General features: G+C 60.3%; 18 protein-coding genes and 1 pseudogene. 13 read left to right on the top strand and 6 right to left on the bottom strand.

The annotated features are described in order from the left end of the window. Nucleotides 1–3: 3 nt before the first annotated feature. From PQQ95_RS24020 to PQQ95_RS23995, 6 genes are all read left to right on the top strand, one after another. Nucleotides 4–954 (top strand): PDR/VanB family oxidoreductase, encoded by a 951-nt coding sequence (locus PQQ95_RS24020; RefSeq protein ID WP_408441544.1) that lies wholly within the window; start codon nucleotides 4–6, stop codon nucleotides 952–954. A 220-nt stretch (nucleotides 955–1,174) separates the two neighbouring features. After that, nucleotides 1,175–2,590 (top strand): OprD family outer membrane porin, encoded by a 1,416-nt coding sequence (locus PQQ95_RS24015; protein ID WP_408441542.1) that lies wholly within the window; start codon nucleotides 1,175–1,177, stop codon nucleotides 2,588–2,590. 19 nt (nucleotides 2,591–2,609) lie between these two features. Then, nucleotides 2,610–3,971 carry a cytosine deaminase gene (locus PQQ95_RS24010; RefSeq protein ID WP_408441540.1) on the top strand — a complete coding sequence of 454 codons (1,362 nt, stop codon included), beginning with the start codon at nucleotides 2,610–2,612 and terminating at the stop codon, nucleotides 3,969–3,971. Nucleotides 3,972–4,002: 31 nt separating this feature from the next. Next, complete coding sequence (locus PQQ95_RS24005; protein WP_408441537.1) at nucleotides 4,003–5,190, top strand: alpha-hydroxy acid oxidase; 1,188 nt, start codon at nucleotides 4,003–4,005, stop codon at nucleotides 5,188–5,190. Nucleotides 5,191–5,306: 116 nt separating this feature from the next. Continuing rightward, nucleotides 5,307–5,786 carry an Lrp/AsnC family transcriptional regulator gene (locus tag PQQ95_RS24000; protein WP_408441535.1) on the top strand — a complete coding sequence of 160 codons (480 nt, stop codon included), beginning with the start codon at nucleotides 5,307–5,309 and terminating at the stop codon, nucleotides 5,784–5,786. A 100-nt stretch (nucleotides 5,787–5,886) separates the two neighbouring features. After that, on the top strand, nucleotides 5,887–6,258 hold the full coding sequence (locus PQQ95_RS23995) for a UxaA family hydrolase (protein ID WP_408441533.1): 372 nt from the start codon (nucleotides 5,887–5,889) through the stop codon (nucleotides 6,256–6,258). Between the two features lie 28 nt (nucleotides 6,259–6,286). Here PQQ95_RS23995 and PQQ95_RS23990 read toward each other — a convergent pair. Continuing rightward, nucleotides 6,287–7,276 (bottom strand): annotated as a pseudogene (locus tag PQQ95_RS23990) (MFS transporter); the annotation flags it as partial. Nucleotides 7,277–7,296: 20 nt separating this feature from the next. Between PQQ95_RS23990 and PQQ95_RS23985 the strand changes: the two are divergent. Further along, nucleotides 7,297–7,620: a porin gene (locus PQQ95_RS23985; RefSeq protein ID WP_408441530.1), complete on the top strand. Its 324-nt coding sequence runs from the start codon at nucleotides 7,297–7,299 to the stop codon at nucleotides 7,618–7,620. Nucleotides 7,621–7,902: 282 nt separating this feature from the next. Here the strand turns inward: PQQ95_RS23985 and PQQ95_RS23980 are convergent, their stop codons facing one another. Then, complete coding sequence (locus tag PQQ95_RS23980; RefSeq protein ID WP_408441529.1) at nucleotides 7,903–8,814, bottom strand: LysR family transcriptional regulator; 912 nt, start codon at nucleotides 8,812–8,814, stop codon at nucleotides 7,903–7,905. A 106-nt stretch (nucleotides 8,815–8,920) separates the two neighbouring features. Between PQQ95_RS23980 and PQQ95_RS23975 the strand changes: the two genes are divergently transcribed. The 5 genes from PQQ95_RS23975 to PQQ95_RS23955 all read left to right on the top strand — a co-directional run bounded on the left by PQQ95_RS23975 (nucleotide 8,921) and on the right by PQQ95_RS23955 (nucleotide 12,578). Further along, entirely contained in the window at nucleotides 8,921–10,075 is a 1,155-nt protein-coding gene (locus PQQ95_RS23975; protein WP_408441526.1) for an amidohydrolase, read from the top strand. A gap of 33 nt (nucleotides 10,076–10,108) precedes the next feature. Next, entirely contained in the window at nucleotides 10,109–10,918 is an 810-nt protein-coding gene (locus PQQ95_RS23970) for an ABC transporter substrate-binding protein (RefSeq protein ID WP_408441523.1), read from the top strand. Nucleotides 10,919–11,271: 353 nt separating this feature from the next. Beyond that, nucleotides 11,272–11,733, top strand: a complete 462-nt coding sequence (locus PQQ95_RS23965) for a VOC family protein (protein WP_408441521.1) — start codon at nucleotides 11,272–11,274, stop codon at nucleotides 11,731–11,733. A gap of 3 nt (nucleotides 11,734–11,736) precedes the next feature. After that, a complete protein-coding gene (locus PQQ95_RS23960; protein WP_408441518.1) occupies nucleotides 11,737–12,075 on the top strand; it encodes an ArsR/SmtB family transcription factor in 339 nt (112 codons plus the stop codon). Beyond that, on the top strand, nucleotides 12,072–12,578 hold the full coding sequence (locus PQQ95_RS23955; RefSeq protein WP_408441515.1) for an SRPBCC family protein: 507 nt from the start codon (nucleotides 12,072–12,074) through the stop codon (nucleotides 12,576–12,578). Before PQQ95_RS23960 ends, PQQ95_RS23955 begins: the two co-directional genes overlap by 4 nt. A 38-nt stretch (nucleotides 12,579–12,616) precedes the next feature. Here the strand turns inward: PQQ95_RS23955 and PQQ95_RS23950 are convergent, their stop codons facing one another. Further along, the gene (locus PQQ95_RS23950; protein ID WP_408441512.1) at nucleotides 12,617–13,264 is read right to left on the bottom strand and encodes a VTT domain-containing protein; all 648 of its coding nucleotides are present in this window, start codon (nucleotides 13,262–13,264) and stop codon (nucleotides 12,617–12,619) included. Nucleotides 13,265–13,400: 136 nt separating this feature from the next. Between PQQ95_RS23950 and PQQ95_RS23945 the strand changes: the two genes are divergently transcribed. After that, nucleotides 13,401–13,928 (top strand): GNAT family N-acetyltransferase, encoded by a 528-nt coding sequence (locus PQQ95_RS23945; RefSeq protein WP_408441509.1) that lies wholly within the window; start codon nucleotides 13,401–13,403, stop codon nucleotides 13,926–13,928. 86 nt (nucleotides 13,929–14,014) lie between these two features. On the opposite strand, the gene PQQ95_RS23940 is transcribed toward PQQ95_RS23945, so the two are convergent. From PQQ95_RS23940 to PQQ95_RS23930, 3 genes are all read right to left on the bottom strand, one after another. After that, the gene (locus tag PQQ95_RS23940; RefSeq protein WP_408441506.1) at nucleotides 14,015–15,076 is read right to left on the bottom strand and encodes an alkene reductase; all 1,062 of its coding nucleotides are present in this window, start codon (nucleotides 15,074–15,076) and stop codon (nucleotides 14,015–14,017) included. A gap of 94 nt (nucleotides 15,077–15,170) precedes the next feature. After that, nucleotides 15,171–15,473, bottom strand: a complete 303-nt coding sequence (locus tag PQQ95_RS23935) for an ArsR/SmtB family transcription factor (RefSeq protein WP_408441504.1) — start codon at nucleotides 15,471–15,473, stop codon at nucleotides 15,171–15,173. A gap of 197 nt (nucleotides 15,474–15,670) precedes the next feature. Continuing rightward, entirely contained in the window at nucleotides 15,671–16,597 is a 927-nt protein-coding gene (locus PQQ95_RS23930) for a LysR family transcriptional regulator (RefSeq protein WP_408441501.1), read from the bottom strand. Between the last annotated feature and the right edge of the window lie 110 nt (nucleotides 16,598–16,707).

The raw sequence follows: 16,707 nt of genomic DNA, 5'->3' as shown, positions 1-16,707 counted from the left end.
AGGATGGAAACCACACTGAGCGTGCGGGTGGAAGCCGTGACCGAAGAGACTGCCGAGATACGCCGTTTTGAACTCGTTGCCGCGCAAGGCGTGGCGCTACCCGCATTCGAGGCCGGTGCGCATATCGACGTCTACACGGGCGCCGCTGGCGTTCGTCAGTATTCACTGTGCAATGCGCCGTGGGAGCGCCACCGTTACGTAATCGGCGTAAAGCGCGAATCGCAAGGCCGAGGCGGATCGGCGTGGATGCATGACGCGTTGCGGCCGGGCGCATCGCTGACGATTGGAACGCCTCGCAATAACTTCGCGCTCAAGGCTGACGCCGGCAGACATCTGCTATTTGGCGCGGGCATCGGCGTTACCCCATTGCTTGCGATGGCGGAAACACTCGCGCGGAATGATGCGGAATTTACGCTTTACTACTTCGCTCGCTCCGCTGCGCACCAGGCGTTCAAGGACCGGCTGGCGAATTCGCCCTGGGCATCACGGGTGCGCTATCACCTGGACGACAGCGCTCCGGCAATCAACCTTGCCGAGGAATTGGCAACTGCGGCGTCCGCAACAACACATCTGTATATGTGTGGCCCGCAAGGCTTCATGGATGCCGTCAAGCAAGCGGCTTCGTCGTGGCCGGAAACGAATATCCATCTGGAGTACTTCGCGGCGCTACCCGTTGAGCATCTGGACGGAGATAAGCCGTTCGAGATTGAACTGGCTCGCAGCGGCGGGACATTTCACATTGGGCAAGACGAAACGATTGCCCAGGTTTTACTCGACGCCGGCGTGGATATCACGACGTCCTGCGAACAGGGTGTATGCGGCACCTGCGTGACGACTTATCTTGAAGGCGAGCCTGACCATCGTGATTTCTGTCTGAACAGGAAGGAGCGCGAGACGAGGGTGGCCCTTTGCTGTGCTCGTGCAAGAACCGGCCGCCTCGTGTTGGACCTGTAAGGCTTTCGAGTTCGTTGTGTTGACGGGCTGCGTAGTACCGGAACGATAGGTTTGTCATCTGCTGATTCTTGTTGAACCGCTTTCCGATTCATGAATTTAGGAATACTACTATTTTGAATGTATGGTTTGAAATAAGTTTTCCAGTATTGAATAGTGAATGCAATAAAGAGCGCGTTGCATCGCAACGCTAGCCAAACAAAATGTTGAGTCAGGGATAAACATGAAGGCTTACGTACCGCGCGCCGTCTGCTGTCGAATCGGTTTGCAGCTGGCTGTACTCGGAGTCTCGGGCCTGCCACTCTGTGCCTTGGCGCAGACGGCGGCTGTAGCGGCTCCGGCTGCAGGTGTGGACGTCGCGGAACAGCACGGGCAGGACACCGTCGAGCATGCCGCAGCCGTAGCGGCGTCCGTATCTCAGGCAACTCCGCCCAATTCGGGGGATGCGACGAATCTCGTGGAGATGTTCACGAAGGGCCAATTCTTTGGCGACATAAGAACAATCTATTTTTCGTCACACAATGCTTTCTATCAATCCGGGCTGAATCAGAATACCGCAAGCTATGGCGGCGGGATCGGCTACAAGACCGCTAACTTTTACGGATTTTCCTTGGGTGTCAGCGGCTATATCCAGCGTGGCATTGATCACTCGGATGATCCGACGAAAGTAGACAGCTATCTCGGGCCGAATATCACGACGTTGGGCGAGGCTTATCTGCGATGGGAGCATAAGGATTTCAGCGTGACCGCGGGGAATCAGGAACTGGACGTGCCCTTCGCATCGACGTACGACTGGCGGATGGCGCCGCAACTGTTTCAAGGCGTGACGGCGAAGTATGGAGATGCGGATAACTACATCACCGCTTTTCGCATGTTTCGTTTCAAGTCGTATATCGACAACTCGTTCACCAAACATACTACCTATAACGCCGACATCGATCCGTACTCTCCAGTCGGCAATCAAACGACCAACGGGTTTTATGGTGTAGGCGGCGTTCGCACCGTTCCGGTGGATCCCGTCGTGCTTAAAGGCCAGGCGTGGTACATGGGATATCTGGACTACGCGCGCATGACGTATGTGGAGGGGCAGGTGAACCTCACGCAAGGGGCGATCCAGCCTTTCGCTGCTGCCCAGTTCTTTTATGAAACAGGTGATGGCAAACAATTGCTCGGTCCGATCAACAGCCAGGTGTACGGCTTACAGATTGGTCTGAAGCGCAACTCGCTTCTGCTCAGTTTTGGGTACGACTACATCAAGCCGCATGCGAACTCTTATCTGAACGGCGCACTTGTCACCCCGTATGCGCATTACGTGGCCTCGGGCCCGCTGTTTGCCCAGCCGTTCTTGTCCAGCACGCAGGATCTTGGCGCGGGCAGCGCTTACGCGATCGACCTCAACGGTGCGCCGATTGCCAATCTGTTTATCGGTTTTCGTTATTCCTTCATGGATCTGAAGAACAGTCCGAGTGCGCCGAGTCTGAACCAGTCGGAGTATCTCGCCTATGCCATATACACGTTTGGCGGCAAGTTTAAGGGTTTCAGCATCGCGGACTTTCTCGCCTATGACAGTTCGCCAACCTACAGGAGCAAATTTGTCCAGAACCGGTTGACTCTGCAATATGAGTGGGGGTCGCATTGAGGCGCCGGGACGACACACGATGATTTCGCGCGAACTGGAAACATTGAACGAGGCGGGTGCGCGCGATGGCTACTGGATCCGCAACGCCAGCGTGCCGCGGGCTTTGATCCATGAAGCCGCCGCGGGTAACCGCGCGAAGAACGCGTCAGCGCCGGTGCTGGTCGCACTCAAGCTGCGTGGCCACCGTGTCGAACGGATTGTGCCGGAGGCGATCGACGACGGCTTGCTTTGCATCGATCTGGATGGTGGCCTGCTCCTGCCGGGCTGGGTGGATGCGCATACCCATCTCGACAAAGGCCATATCTCGCCGCGTGCGGGTGTCGGCGGAGGTGGTTTGCTGTCCGCAATCGAGGCCACGCGAGGCGATCTGCCGCACTGGACCCGTGATGACCTTGCAAGGCGGATGTCATTTTCGCTGCGTAGTGCGTTTGCCTATGGGACACGCGCCATGCGCACGCATATCGATTGGGAGCGGCCTGAGGCGCCGTTGGCGTGGGATGTCGCGCAGGGTTTGCGGCAGGAATGGGCTGGCCGCATCGATCTGCAATGCGCGGCGCTGCTTCCTCTCGAACTGTTTGCCGACATCAGGATGGCTGAAAACGTTGCACGCACGATTGGGGCCTGCAACGGTGTACTCGGTGCGTTTGTCTATCCCATGGCCAGGCAGCGCGAGTATATCGAGCAGATGTTCTCGCTTGCCGAGCGCTTCGATCTGTGGCTCGACTTTCACGTCGACGAACACCTGGAAGCGAACGTGGAGGGCATTCGAGCCATTCTCGATACGGCGCGACGCACAGGCATGGGCGGCCGCGTGATGTGCGGACATTGCTGCGCATTGTCGGTTGCGCCTGCCGAGGTCGTGCGCGAAACATTAGCGGACTTTTCGGCAGTGGGTGCGACCGTGGTGAGTCTGCCGTTCACGAACCTTTATCTGCAAGACCGGCGAGCCGGCGGTTCGCCGCGGCTACGCGGCATTTTTCCACTGGTCGAGGCGGCGGAGGCGGGCGTGCGCGTCGCGCTGGCATCGGACAATCACCGGGACCCGTTCCTGCCGTTTGGTGACCTTGATCCGTTGCAGACCCTGACACTTGCGTCGTTTGCGTCGCATCTGGCGCAGCCGCTGGAACGTTGGAGTGCCACCGTGACGACGACCCCAGCCACGGCGCTGAACTTGCCATGGGACGGTGTCTTGCGTGAGGGCGCCCCGGCGGATTTCGTCCTGCTGCATGCGCGTGATAGCACCGAGGCATGCTCGCGTTGGCAAGCCGACCGCAGGGTGGTGCGCGCTGGACGTTTTATCGATACCCGCTTGCCGGACTACCGCGAGCTGGATTCACCAGGTGCATCAACGGACCTATCAGCAAGCGGCGCGAAGCGATAAGCCAGTCCAAACACAAGGAGACGAAGGCGACATGCGAAACATCACCAACATCGAAGACCTGCGGCAAGTGGCAAGACGCAAGATACCGCGTGCGATATTCGATTACGTCGACGGCGGCTCCTATGACGAGCACACACTGCGCGACAATCGCGCCGATCTTCAGTCGATCAGGTTGCGCCAACGCGTGATGGTCGACGTATCGAAACGCACGCTCTCGACCACGATCGTGGGCCAACCTGCCGCCTTTCCGCTCGCGATCGCACCCACCGGCCTGACTGGGCTCGTGCGCGGAGACGGCGAGATTCTGGCGGCTCACGCTGCGCTCGCCGCAGGCATACCGTTTTGCCTGAGCACGATGTCGATCTGTTCAATCGAGGATGTCCGCGCGGCAGTCGATCGGCCGTTCTGGTTTCAGCTATATGTCATGCGCGATCGAGGCTTTAGTCAATCCTTGATCGAACGGGCCCGCGAGGCGAACTGTTCCGCGCTGGTATTAACCGTCGATTTGCAGATTCAAGGGCAGCGGCACCGCGACATCAAGAACGGGCTGTCCGTGCCGCCGCGACTCACGCCTCGCAATGCGTTCGATATGGCGATGAAACCCGGCTGGGTGCAGCGCGTGTTATGCGGGAAGCGCAAAACGTTCGGCAATCTCGCAGGACATGTGCCGGGCTCGAACAACCTGAGCACGGTATCCCAATGGATCGCGGGGCAGTTCGATCCATCGCTCAGTTGGCGGGACGTCGAATGGGTGCGCAAGCTTTGGCCCGGCAAACTGATCCTCAAGGGCATTCTCGATCCGGCTGACGCGGAACTCGCTGTCAAGGCGGGTGCTGACGCGATCATCGTGTCCAATCATGGTGGGCGCCAGCTGGACGGGGCACCGTCGTCGATCGGCGCGCTGCCGGCCATTGCCGGGCGCGTGGGCGGCCGATGCGAAATCCTGTTCGATGGCGGCATTCGGTCCGGTCAGGATATCCTGAAGGCGCTCGCTTCAGGCGCCCATGCATGCCTCACGGGCAGAGCTTTTCTGTATGGCCTCGGCGCATTTGGTGAGGCCGGCGTGACGCGCGCGCTCGATATCCTGCGAAACGAGCTCGACGTCAGCATGGCACTAAGCGGTTCCATGGACGTCCGCAACGTTTCGCGAGACATCATATGGCCGGTGGACCACGCGCAAAACAGAATGATGGAAGCTCATGATGCTATGGATGCCTGAGCGTTCTGCAGATTAGTCAATCGAGGAAATGCCATGGCGCCCAACCGGGTAGGCCGTCCGCGATGGGCCGGGTGGGCTGGCGTGTCAATGAAAGATCTGTTTTGACGAGGTGAGCAGTGGCAAGACACGAACTGGACGAAATCGACGTCAGAATTCTCGAGGAATTGCAGCGTGACGGTTGCTTGACGAACGTCGAGCTTGCTTCGCGCGTCAACCTGTCGCCGTCGCCGTGTCTCGCGCGGGTGAGGGCGCTGGAGGCGCGCGGCGTGATAAAGCAGCGCGTCACGTTGCTGAGTGCGGAGCAACTGGGGCTGAACGTGAATGTGTTTATCCAGATTTCACTCGACAAACAGGTGCGGAATTCGCTCGACACGTTCGAGCGCGCCATTCGATGTCTGCCCAACGTCATGGAGTGTTACCTGATGTCCGGCGACGCTGACTATCTCATTCGCGTCCTCGTCCGCGATGTTCATGCGCTTGAGCGCCTTATCGTAGATGAATTGACACGCATCCCTGCTGTGTCGAATATCCGCTCGAGCTTCGCGCTCAAGCAGGTGATGTATGGCACCGCGCTGCCCGTCACGTCCCGGCATTAGTCCCCGCCACATCGGGTCGTACGACGCAGCATCGCGAACGTGGTTTTACCTGAATGACTCACAACCATCCGACGTCAGCTAACATCTCGAGGTGATCCCTATGTTCTCTCCCGTTGAAGAAACGTCGACCGACAAGAATGCACCGCAGGGCAATGAGGCCCGTGTGATTCGCCTGAACCCCGCTGACGACGTTGTAATTTCTCTCAAACAACTGGTTTCCGGGACGGTTCTTGCCGACGAAGGCGTCACCGTATCGGGTCTGATTCCACCGGGCCACAAGGTCGCTACCTGCGCAATTGCAGTGGGTGAAGCGGTGCGCCGTTATGGGCAGATCATAGGGTTCACCCGCCAACCTCTCCATCACGGAAATAGATTCTCCTCGGCAAACCCCAGGCAATCAGCGTGGCTGCCAGCGCACACACCAACGCAATCGCATAGAGCCCCATCGATGCGCTGCCGGTCAGATCCTTGACTTTCCCCACCATGAAGGGGGCGATTACGCCGCCGACCTGTCCTATCGAATTGATCAACGCAATGCCACCTGCAGCCGCCACGCCGCCCAGAATTCGCGGTGGAAATACCCAGAACAGTGCGAACGATGCAATCAGCCCCGTGGTCGCAATGCCGAGACCCAATACGAGCAACACAATGCTGTTTCCGAAGCTCGCGCATATCGTATAGCCGATCAGACCCGCCAATACGCAACCCGTCAAATGCCAGCGTCTCTCGCCCGTTCGATCCGAGTTGCGACCAATCAACACCGTGCCGACAATGGCTGCGATATACGGCAACGTGGTGATCAGGCCGATTTCGAACGGGTCGGCGTTACCTGCAGTCTTGACGAGCTGCGGCATCCAGAAAAAGATGCCGTAAATTCCCATGCAAAGCGACAGATAGATCAGCGACAGCATGTAGGTCACGGGTTCGCGAAGCGCGGCATAAAAGGAGCGCGTGTCCGCCGCCTTCTGCTCGCTTTTTATCGCGGCGGATAAAGTCGCCTTCTCCTGCGTGGTGAGCCATGTTGCGTCTTCGATGCGGTCGTCCAGCATGGCCAGCACGAGCAGACCCAGCAGCACCGATGGAATGCCTTCGAGCAGGAACAGCCATTGCCAGCCGGCGAGACCGTGCAAGCCGTCCATGTATTTGACGATCGCACCGGAAAGCGGGCCGCCGATAATGCCCGAAAGCGCGCTCGCACCGAAGAAGAACGAATGAATCCGACCGCGCTGCTTCGCTGGAAACCATTGCATGAAGAAATAGAGCACGCCCGGGACGAAGCCTGCTTCGAGCACGCCGAGCGCGAAGCGCAGCAAATAGAACGCGCTCTCCGTACGAACGAACATGGTCGCCGCAGAGGCGATTCCCCACGTGATCATGATGCGGGCGATCCACCGGCGGGCGCCGACGCGCACCAGGATCACATTGCTCGGCACTTCAAAAATCAGGTACCCGACGAAGAACATGCTCGCACCGAGCCCATACGCTGCCTCGCTTAGACCGAGACCTGATCATGGCCGGCGATTTTAGCGACACGACGTTCCACGGATTTGGCCGCTCGTCGTCGATGAAAGTATTCGAACCCGGCCTGCGATATCAGATGACGCCGTCGCTTTCGTTTATTTCAGCCTATCAGTACACCATGTTCGAGGGACACCACTGGCATGAGGTTGCACTGGCGACCCATTATCTGCTGTCGAAGCGGACTGAACTCTATACGTCGGTCGACTGGATGCGCGCATCGGAAGGTGTGGATGCGGTGATCGGCTACAGCTTTACGCCGTCGACTACGCGTAATCAGACGGCTGTTCGGGCGGCAATACGCCACGTCTGGTAGGAGGCGTTTCGTTGCACGGCGAGATATGAGGTGGCCGCGAGCGCAAGCGAAACGCTGACAGTACACGTTCGTGGCCGAACCTTTCGGCGGCTGGGGTGGGGCTGCTGGCTTGGCAAGGGGTCTCGGTATGGCTTGCGGCGGGCGTGATTATCTGTGCGGTCAATACCGGCGTCATGCTCGCGAGAAGCGCGCACCTTGTCGTCCAATCGGCACTCTCGCTTGCCGATGCAGCCAATGAAGGCTGGTGTAGTGCGTTCCTCGTGGGCGGACTGTGCGGCAGCGCTATACGCTGCCATCAGGCACACGCTGGATACAGTCGACGAAATATTGCATGCTCGCGCTCAATACCAGGTCCTTGCGATACATGAGTCCCAAGGTAAGGCGTGACGCGCAGGCATCGGTTTCCAGCCGCTGCATATGGCCGAGCCTGATCTGCTCGTCCAGCAGGAACTCAGGCCATACGCTGATCGTTCCCGGATCCTGCGCGAGTTGCGTATAGAGTCGTTGCGAGGTGCAGACGTTGAAGTGAGACGGCAGAGATAACGTCCGGCTCCCGCATAGTTCGCGCCAGAAGGCAGGAAGACTGTCGCGTGTGTGGTTGTACAGCCAGCGCGCGTCCGTCAATCGCGCAAGCTGCGTTTCGCGTGCCAGCGGATCGTCGCGTCTCACCGCGATAACTTGCGCTGATTCGCTGATCGGCACCACACGATATTCGGCGGTTACGTCGCTGTCGGCGACAAAGGCGACGCATAGGTCGAAGGAACCGTCGCGCAATCCATCGATGATCTGGGTCGGAAGGCATTCATAAACATTCAGCCTGACGTCCGGCAACCGCCGGCGGAAGGCGCGCAACGCGTCGGGCATCGCAATCGACGAGGCGAGCAACGAGACGCCGATTGACAAGGTGCGCCCTGCGCCCGACTTCATCTCTTCGATCTCGCGCTCCGCACGGGCAATTTCCGCCACCACCGCCCGGGCGCGCCTCAGCAGCGTTTCCCCATACCGCGTGAGACGCACGCCCGCACCGCTGCGTTCCAGCAATTGCACGCCAAGACGTGCTTCCAGTTCCTTGATGCTCTTCGTCACCGCCGGCTGGGACACGCTCAGTGCCTCGGCGGCGGCCATCAGTGTGCCGTGCTCGGCAATCGCCACGAGCATCTGCAACTGCATTGTCTTGAGGGTCCCGCGTTCCATAAGCATTAGCTATGAGCATGAGAAATTGGAAATTGTCCGCTGCCGGCACGCCCTCAGTATGTGGTCTCCGGTACAGCCGAGCCCGAAGTATATAAGGAGGTCAACAGTGACAACGAACGTAGTAGAGATCGATATCGACGAACTGGTCGCATTGCGACGGGACATTCACGCGCACCCCGAGGTGGCATTCGACGAACATCGCACAAGCGAACTCGTCGCGGCCAGGTTGCATGCCTGGGACATCGAGACTCATACAGGTATCGGCGGCACTGGCGTGGTCGGTGTCGTACATGGACAGCGGGGCAGGGGGCGCACGATCGCACTGCGTGCCGACATGGATGCCTTGCCGATGGAAGAGGAAGGCCGCCCGCTGCATCGCTCGCAACGGCAAGGCGTATTCCATGGATGCGGTCATGATGGGCACACGGCGATGCTGCTCGGTGCCGCACGTCACTTTAGCCGCCATCGCGATTTCGCCGGAACAGTCGTGCTGGTGTTTCAGCCCGCCGAGGAAACCGGCAACGGGGCCAACGCAATGTTGGCAGACGGACTTGAGGAGCGCTTCGGCTACGAGGAAATCTATGCGCTGCACAATGCTCCGCACTTTCCGCCCGGCACGTTCGGCGTGCTCGACGGCGCGATGCTGGCCTCGTGCGACGATGTCGTGATCAGGATAGACGGGGTCGGCGGACATGGCTCCGCGCCCGAAAAGACGAAAGATCCCGTAATGGCTGCCGGTCAGCTCATCTGCGCGTTACAGACGGTCGTGAGCCGCTCGATCGAGCCCAGTGCGACGAGCGTGCTGAGTATCGGCAGCGTGCATGCAGGCAGCGCGCCGAACGTCATCCCGTCTCATGCCGAATTGATGGGCACGTTGCGCACGTTTGACGAGGGCGTTCGCGCACTCGCCAAGTCTCGCATTCGCGCGATCAGCGAGGGGATCGCCATTGCCAGCGAGTGTTCGATTTCCGTCGAGTTCCGGAACAGTTCGCCCGCGACCGTCAATCATCGCAAGCAGGCTGAGGCCGCGGCGAGCATTGCCGCGGACATTTTCGGCGCCGACAAGGTACTGCGCGATTTTCCGCCGCTCAATGGTTCGGAAGACTTTTCGGAGTTTCTGTTGCGCCGGCCCGGAGCATACGCGCTGCTAGGTCAGGGCGGCGTGTATTGCCATCATCCCGAGTTCGATTTCAACGACGACGTATTGCCTCTCGGCGTGCGCTTTTTCGTGGCGCTCATCTATGCGCGCTGCACTGCGTAATCCCGTTCCAATCCACATCCTGAAGGAGTTTCGATGAAGCACTCCCTATTGCGTGCGCGCAGCTTGTCGCGCCTCGCAGCCACGCTGCTTGTCGCGACCGTTGCCATACCTGCGATGAGCGGCGCATGCGCTGCCGCCACATTGCGTTTTGGCACCGATCCGAGCTATCCGCCCTATGAGTACAAGCTTCCCGATGGCCGTCTCGCGGGACTCGATATCGACATTGGCAATGCCATGTGCGCCGCAGCCAACGTTAAGTGCGAGTGGGTGGAAAGCAGTTTTGACGGCCTGATTGCCGCTCTGCAGGCACGCAAGTTTGATGCTATCAATGCTTCGATGGCGCCGACCGCGGCGCGGCGCGCCGTGATGGATTTCACGCAGCCTGTCTATGCGGCCGACATTCGCCTCGTCGCCGCGCGTGGCAGCCGTCTCGCGCCAGACGCAGCGTCGCTTGCGGGCAAGCGTGTGGGCGTCCTGCAAGGCTCGACGCAAGCGGCTTTCGTGAAATCCAGCTGGGAACGGCGCGGTGTGCTGGTTCGCGAGTATCCGGATCAGGACAGCATTTACGCCGACCTCGTCAATGGAAGGCTCGATGCTACGCTCGTGGTGGGCTCGCAGGCACGCCTCGGTTTTCTCACGAAACCGCAAGGCGCGCGCTTCGAACTCGCCGGTCCGCGTATCGAAGACCCATCGATTCTCGGTGCGAGTAGCGTGATCGGCGTGCGCAAGGGCGATGGCAAGACGCTGCAAACGCTCGATGCCGCGCTCGCGCGAATCAAACAGGACGGCACGCTTAGCCGCCTCGAGAAACAGTATCTGGGTGACGCGCCTGCTGCAAAGTGACGCAAACGCGGACGATGGGGTTCGTCTGCTACGACAACGTATAACGACATTCGAGACATCAATTGAAGAAATCAAACATGGCCGCGGGATGGCTGGCGGGGGTTGCGCTCGTGCCGGCGTGAGCGCAAAGCATGGTCACGCTATCTCAAACAATCCCGGGCAGATATCGACGAATAACACACAAAGCGTGGGCGCGAACCGCACGGTCGGCGGCCTTTCACTCGGGGTGGCCTATCTGACGTCGCGGCAGTTTGTTGGACGGCTGGCGTTACGGCACAAGTTCGCCCTTGCCTTTTCGATTTGTTTAACTATGATGTTAAATATCAACCGAAGGGTTTACAAAGGAGGCAATCATGAGCGAACCGTTTCATCGTCCTTCGCTGGGTGCGTCGGTGTACTACAAGGATCCGTTTGCCGCGCTCGACTGGCTCGAGCAGGCGTTCGGCTTCGAGCGTCAAATGGTGATCACGGATAGTGACGGCCAGTTGGGCCACTCGGAAATGCGTTTCGGCGACAGCTACGTGATGATCTGCCGCGAATGGTCGGAAGACGCGGCGAGTCCGGCTTCGATCGGCGGCAAGAATACGCAATCGGTGCACGTGCAACTGCGCGACGGAATTGACGAACATTGCGCTCGCGCGCGCGCCGCGGGCGCTGTGATCACACGCGAGCCAGCGGACCAGTTTTACGGGGACCGCGTCTACGTGGCGCGCGATCCGGAAGGGCACGTCTGGAGCTTTGGTCAGACGGTTCGCGAAGTGTCACGCGAGGAAGCGGAGCGCGTGAGCGGCCTGAAAATCGAAGGCTGGGTATAACCGATGGGACTGCCTGCCAGCGTCTCGCTCGACCGCACTCTGGCCGCGCTAGCCGATCCGAATCGGCGTCAGGTCGTCGATCTGCTCAGCCAGCAGCCGATGCGCGCCGGCGAACTCGCGCAAGCCACCGGTCTTTCGCCGCAGGCGATGAGCCGGCATCTGCGCGTGCTGCGTTCGAGCGAACTGATCGAAGAATCGCACGACGGCGTCGACGCGCGCGTGCGTCTCTACGTACTGCGATCGGCGCCAATGAGCGAATTGAAGGCATGGCTTGAACAGACCGAGGCGTTGTGGTCCGAGCAATTGCTGTCGTTCAAGGCGCATCTGGAGCAGCGGGAATGAGTTCGCGCGTGCAGGTGTCGCTACGCGTCGCGGCCACGCCGCTGCGCGCATTCGATGTGTTCACGCGCGAGATCGGCAAATGGTGGCGGCCGAATGGGCTGTTTCAGTTCACGCCGCAAGGCGCGGGTGTGCTGTCGTTCGAGCAGGCTGCGGCGCCTCACACGCCCGGAGAGCACGGTCGCCTGATCGAAACGCAGCCGGACGGCAGCGTGTTCGAGATTGGCCGCGTGACGGTCTGGGAGCCGGGCGCGCGTTTGGCGTTCGGCTGGCGTCAGGCCAGTTTCGCCGACGCGCAGCACACGGAGGTCGAAGTGCGTTTCGAAGCGGTCGGCGGCGAAACGCGCGTGACGGTCGAGCACCGCGGCTGGGATTCCGTGCCGCAGGATCATGTGGCGCGCCACCATTTTCCCGAGCGCGTATTTCTATTGCGGCACGGTGAGTGGTGGCAGGCTTTGCTGGCATCGCTACGGACTGAGGTGCAAGGGGCTGCGCCACCGGGTTGAAAGCCGGCGCATGCTCCGTACTGCCCGTAACTGCCGCCTTAGTGCGCGCGCAGTCTCCGGTTGACGAAGCGCCACACGGCGCTCACCAACAGTGATCCGACGCCGAGCGAGACGCCCAGCAGCACGATAGAACTCATATGGTCGCGCACCAGCGGCACGTTGCCGAACAGATAGCCGGCCGCCACCAGCGACACGATCCATAGCGCCGCGCCGGCTGTGACGAACGATACGAAACGTGCAAACGTCATGCGCGAAACACCGGCGACGAACGGCGCGAACGTGCGCACGACCGCAATGAACGGCGACAGCAGAAAGGTCAGGCCGCCGCGTGCTTCGTAAAACGCATGCGCTTTACGCAGTGCGTTTTTATCGAGCCAGCGATAGTTGGCGGTATAGACTTTTTCGCCGATCGCGCGGCCAATTGCATAGTCGACGATGCTGCCGGCCACGGTGGCGGCGAACAGCACGGGGATCACGAGCCAGACGTTCAACGCACCGGTAGCGGCGAGACCGCCGCAGATGAAAATCAGCGGATCACCCGGCAAAAAGAATAGCGGCAGGAACCCGATCTCGACGAACACGACGAGAAACAGCATTGCGTAGACGGCTGTGCCATATTGCACGATTAAACCGCTCAGGTGCTGGTCGAAGTGCAGGGCGACCTGCAGCACATGCATGAGATCCATCTGGGTTCGAAAGGGATTGGGGTGTTCAGGAGTGTAGTCCCGTGGCGGCGCGGGCACTTGTTAATTTCAATGGGGTGATGTCAATATCGGGGGATGTCTTTCAGAATCGCGCTTATAAGCGCTCTGTGAAACGCCTATGCACCACACTCTCAACCTCACGTTTCGCGTTGCCGTGCCGCATGATGCGGAGGCTATCCGTACGATCGAATTCGAGGCGGCTCAGCGCTTTGTCAGCGTCGGGATGACCGGTATCGCCGATGCACCGCCAATGGAGTTGGCACTGGTCCATCGCAAGATCGACGCGCAGCAGATCGTCGTCGCTATTGATGCCAATGAGGCCTGTGTGGGGTTCGTGATGTTCGAGCCGCAACCCACGCGTTTCTATGTTCAGGAGCTCGACGTGCTGAGCGCGCATGCCGGGCAGCGCATTGGCGCGGCGCTGATCGAGCAGGTCGCGCAACTCGCGCGTGCGCAACAGATAACGCAGCTCATCTTGTCGACGTTTCGCGAGGTGCCGTGGAACGCGCCGTACTATCGGCGGCTCGGCTTTCGCGATATCGAGGAAGCCGATCTCGATACGGTGCTGCTCGCGCGGCGCGATGCGCATATCGCCAAAGGACTCGACGAATCGAAGCGTGTATTCATGCGGCGTGATCTGGTATGAGGGCGGGCGTGACCGGTTATCGTTCCGGTCACGCCCGCCGTGGTCGTGCAGCGTACCGCACTGTTTTTTCAGCCGACCTTAACCGCTTATTCCACCGCTTCCAGCGTCGGATAATCCACGTAGCCGGTTTCGCCGCGCGCATAGTACGTTGCGGGATTCGGCTTGTTCAGCGGCGCATTCGTCGCGAAACGGCGCACCAGATCCGGATTCGCGATGAACAGTTGACCCCACGCCACCGCGTCCGCTTCGCCTGCGTCGAGCACCTGTTGCGCGGTTTCCATGGTGAACTTTTCGTTCGCGATGTACGGGCCGCCGAATGCCTTCTTCAGTTGCGGGCCCAGGCGGTCCTCGCCGAGCGCTTCGCGAGCGGCAATGAACGCAATCTTGCGCTTGCCGAGTTCACGCGCGACGTAACCGAAGGTGGCCGCCGGATCCGAATCGCCCATGGTGTGCGCATCGCGGCGCGGGGCGAGGTGCACGCCGACCCGGTTCGCGCCCCAGACGTCGATACAGGCGTCGGTGATTTCGAGCAGCAGGCGGGCACGGTTTTCGATCGGGCCGCCGTAGGCGTCGGTGCGTTTGTTAGTGCTGTCCTGCAGGAACTGGTCGAGCAGATAGCCGTTCGCGCCGTGCACTTCCACGCCGTCGAAACCGGCTGCCTTCGCGTTTTCGGCGCCCTTGCGGAACGCTTCGACCACACCCGCGATTTCATCGAGTTCGAGTGCGCGCGGCGTCACGTACGGACGCTCCGGACGCACCAGGCTCACATGGCCTTGCGCCGCGATGGCGCTCGGCGCGACCGGCAGTTCGCCGTTCAGGAATAGCGGGTCGGAAATACGGCCGACGTGCCACAGCTGCAGGAAGATCTTGCCGCCGGCTGCATGCACGGCATTCGTGACGAGCTTCCAGCCTTGCACCTGTTCCTGCGACCAGATGCCCGGGGTGTCCGCGTAACCGACACCTTGCGGCGTGACGGAAGTGGCTTCGCTGATGATCAGGCCCGCCGTGGCGCGTTCGGCGTAGTACTTCGCCATCAGCGCGTTCGGCACGCGGATTTCTTCGGCGCGCTGGCGCGTGAGCGGCGCCATGATGATGCGGTTCGACAACGTGATGTCGCCAATCTGGAGCGGGTCAAAAAGAGTCGGCATAGGAGTTCACCTTGAATGGCGGGCGCGTGGCCCGAGCCTTAAAAAAACTGCGTGATGAAACAGGCGAAAAAAAGTGGCGATGCGGATGACGCATTCAGAGCCCGGTGTTCATGTGCTCGAGAAAGGCTTGAATGACGGCCTCGTTGCGTTTGAAAAACACCCACTGACCGACCCGCTTGGACGTGACAAGGCCCGCGCGCTGCAAGGCCGCAAGGTGCGCCGACACGGTGGACTGCGAGAGGCCGCAGCGCGCGTCGATCTTGCCGGCGCACACGCCATGGTCGAGGGGCAATTCCTGATCGGCAAAATGCGTGCACGGCTCGCGCAGCCAGCCGAGAATCTCGCGGCGTACGGGGTTGGCCAGCGCTTTGTGAATCGCGTCGATATCGAGCGTCATGTGGATCGGTTTTCAGGTCATCAACTGCAGGTCATCAACAACGGGCAGGCATGGCGGGTTAGCGCCATGCAACTGCATCGCTACAAGACGAATCATATATCGGAATTTGACGATATGCTTGAAGCCATTACTGGCGATGGGGTCGATAGTTCCAGCGGAACGTCGGCAGCCTCATTCCGTAGGTCGGGACCTATCGGCTAGGCTCGCCCGACCGAGGCGGCGACCTTTTCAAGCTCGCCGCGCAGGCGTGGCGCGGCGAAGTCCAGAAAGCGGCGCATCTTCAGCGGCATTTGTCCACGCGAAACATGAACGAGGTTGACCGGCACCGGGTCCGGCTCAAACGCATCGAGAACGATGCGCAGCGCGTCTGCCTCGATCGCTTCGGCGGCCTGATAGTGCAATAGCCGTGTTACTCCGACACTGTGGATCGCGGCCTGCGCTGCCGCCTCCGTCGTCGTCACGGACAGACGCGGCACGACAGGCACTTCAAAGGTGGCTGCCGATCCTCGCGACTTGAAGCGCCAATCGGGTGAAGGCAACGGCGTGTCGACGGTGACGCACGGCAGTTTCAGCAGATCGTCCGGCGTCTGGGGCGTGCCGTGCCTGTCCGTGAGCGCAGGGCTTGCGCATACCACCGTCCGCATAAGGCCAATCTGTGTCGCCACCATCGAGCTGTCGGGAAGTTTGCCGATCCGCACGGCCATATCGACGTGGGCGTCGATCAGATCAATGTTGCGATCCGCCAGCATCAGGCGGACGTTGATTTCGGGAAACAGCGCAAGGAAGTCCGCCACCACGGGCAGCACGTGGAGCCGGCCTAACTGAATCGGCGCGGTAATGACCAATTCGCCCTTCGGTGTGGTGAATTCACCCGCGGCCTCACGTTCGGCATCTTCGACTTGTTCGAGAATGCGCCGCGCAGCGGCGACATAGGTCATGCCGGCATCCGTCAGGGTGAGCTTGCGTGTTGTGCGGATCATCAGCCGCGTGCCCAGGAGCGTTTCGAGGTCCGTGATTTTCCGGCTCAATGTTGCCAGAGGCACCTTCAAAGCACGTCCTGCTGCCGAAAGGCTTCCAGTTTCGGTCACGGTCACCAGCATCGACATGGCCTCGAAGCGGTCCATCCACTCTCCCATTTTCCGGTGAAATGATTCCCAAGATTACCGTATTATTTTTGAAAATGAAAATAGGCATGATGTTTCCCAGCCGAACCAGTTCCGGTTCGCGCACCGCA

Source organism: Paraburkholderia caffeinilytica (genome assembly GCF_046030355.1).
In the GTDB taxonomy this organism is placed as follows: domain Bacteria; phylum Pseudomonadota; class Gammaproteobacteria; order Burkholderiales; family Burkholderiaceae; genus Paraburkholderia; species Paraburkholderia caffeinilytica_B.
This window is presented reverse-complemented; position numbering and strand designations above follow the sequence as displayed.

Bases quoted from the DNA above. Each gene is read 5' to 3' on its own strand.
- PQQ95_RS23960 (WP_408441518.1), top strand. From the start codon at position 11,737: ATGGGACTGCCTGCCAGCGTCTCGCTCGACCGCACTCTGGCCGCGCTA.
- PQQ95_RS23930 (WP_408441501.1), bottom strand. From the start codon at position 16,597: ATGGACCGCTTCGAGGCCATGTCGATGCTGGTGACCGTGACCGAAACT.
- PQQ95_RS24005 (WP_408441537.1), top strand. From the start codon at position 4,003: ATGCGAAACATCACCAACATCGAAGACCTGCGGCAAGTGGCAAGACGC.
- PQQ95_RS23945 (WP_408441509.1), top strand. From the start codon at position 13,401: ATGCACCACACTCTCAACCTCACGTTTCGCGTTGCCGTGCCGCATGAT.
- PQQ95_RS23965 (WP_408441521.1), top strand. From the start codon at position 11,272: ATGAGCGAACCGTTTCATCGTCCTTCGCTGGGTGCGTCGGTGTACTAC.
- PQQ95_RS23995 (WP_408441533.1), top strand. From the start codon at position 5,887: ATGTTCTCTCCCGTTGAAGAAACGTCGACCGACAAGAATGCACCGCAG.
- PQQ95_RS23950 (WP_408441512.1), bottom strand. From the start codon at position 13,264: ATGGATCTCATGCATGTGCTGCAGGTCGCCCTGCACTTCGACCAGCAC.
- PQQ95_RS23940 (WP_408441506.1), bottom strand. From the start codon at position 15,076: ATGCCGACTCTTTTTGACCCGCTCCAGATTGGCGACATCACGTTGTCG.
- PQQ95_RS24010 (WP_408441540.1), top strand. From the start codon at position 2,610: ATGATTTCGCGCGAACTGGAAACATTGAACGAGGCGGGTGCGCGCGAT.
- PQQ95_RS24020 (WP_408441544.1), top strand. From the start codon at position 4: ATGGAAACCACACTGAGCGTGCGGGTGGAAGCCGTGACCGAAGAGACT.
- PQQ95_RS23970 (WP_408441523.1), top strand. From the start codon at position 10,109: ATGAAGCACTCCCTATTGCGTGCGCGCAGCTTGTCGCGCCTCGCAGCC.
- PQQ95_RS24015 (WP_408441542.1), top strand. From the start codon at position 1,175: ATGAAGGCTTACGTACCGCGCGCCGTCTGCTGTCGAATCGGTTTGCAG.
- PQQ95_RS23955 (WP_408441515.1), top strand. From the start codon at position 12,072: ATGAGTTCGCGCGTGCAGGTGTCGCTACGCGTCGCGGCCACGCCGCTG.
- PQQ95_RS23935 (WP_408441504.1), bottom strand. From the start codon at position 15,473: ATGACGCTCGATATCGACGCGATTCACAAAGCGCTGGCCAACCCCGTA.
- PQQ95_RS23980 (WP_408441529.1), bottom strand. From the start codon at position 8,814: ATGGAACGCGGGACCCTCAAGACAATGCAGTTGCAGATGCTCGTGGCG.
- PQQ95_RS23985 (WP_408441530.1), top strand. From the start codon at position 7,297: ATGGCCGGCGATTTTAGCGACACGACGTTCCACGGATTTGGCCGCTCG.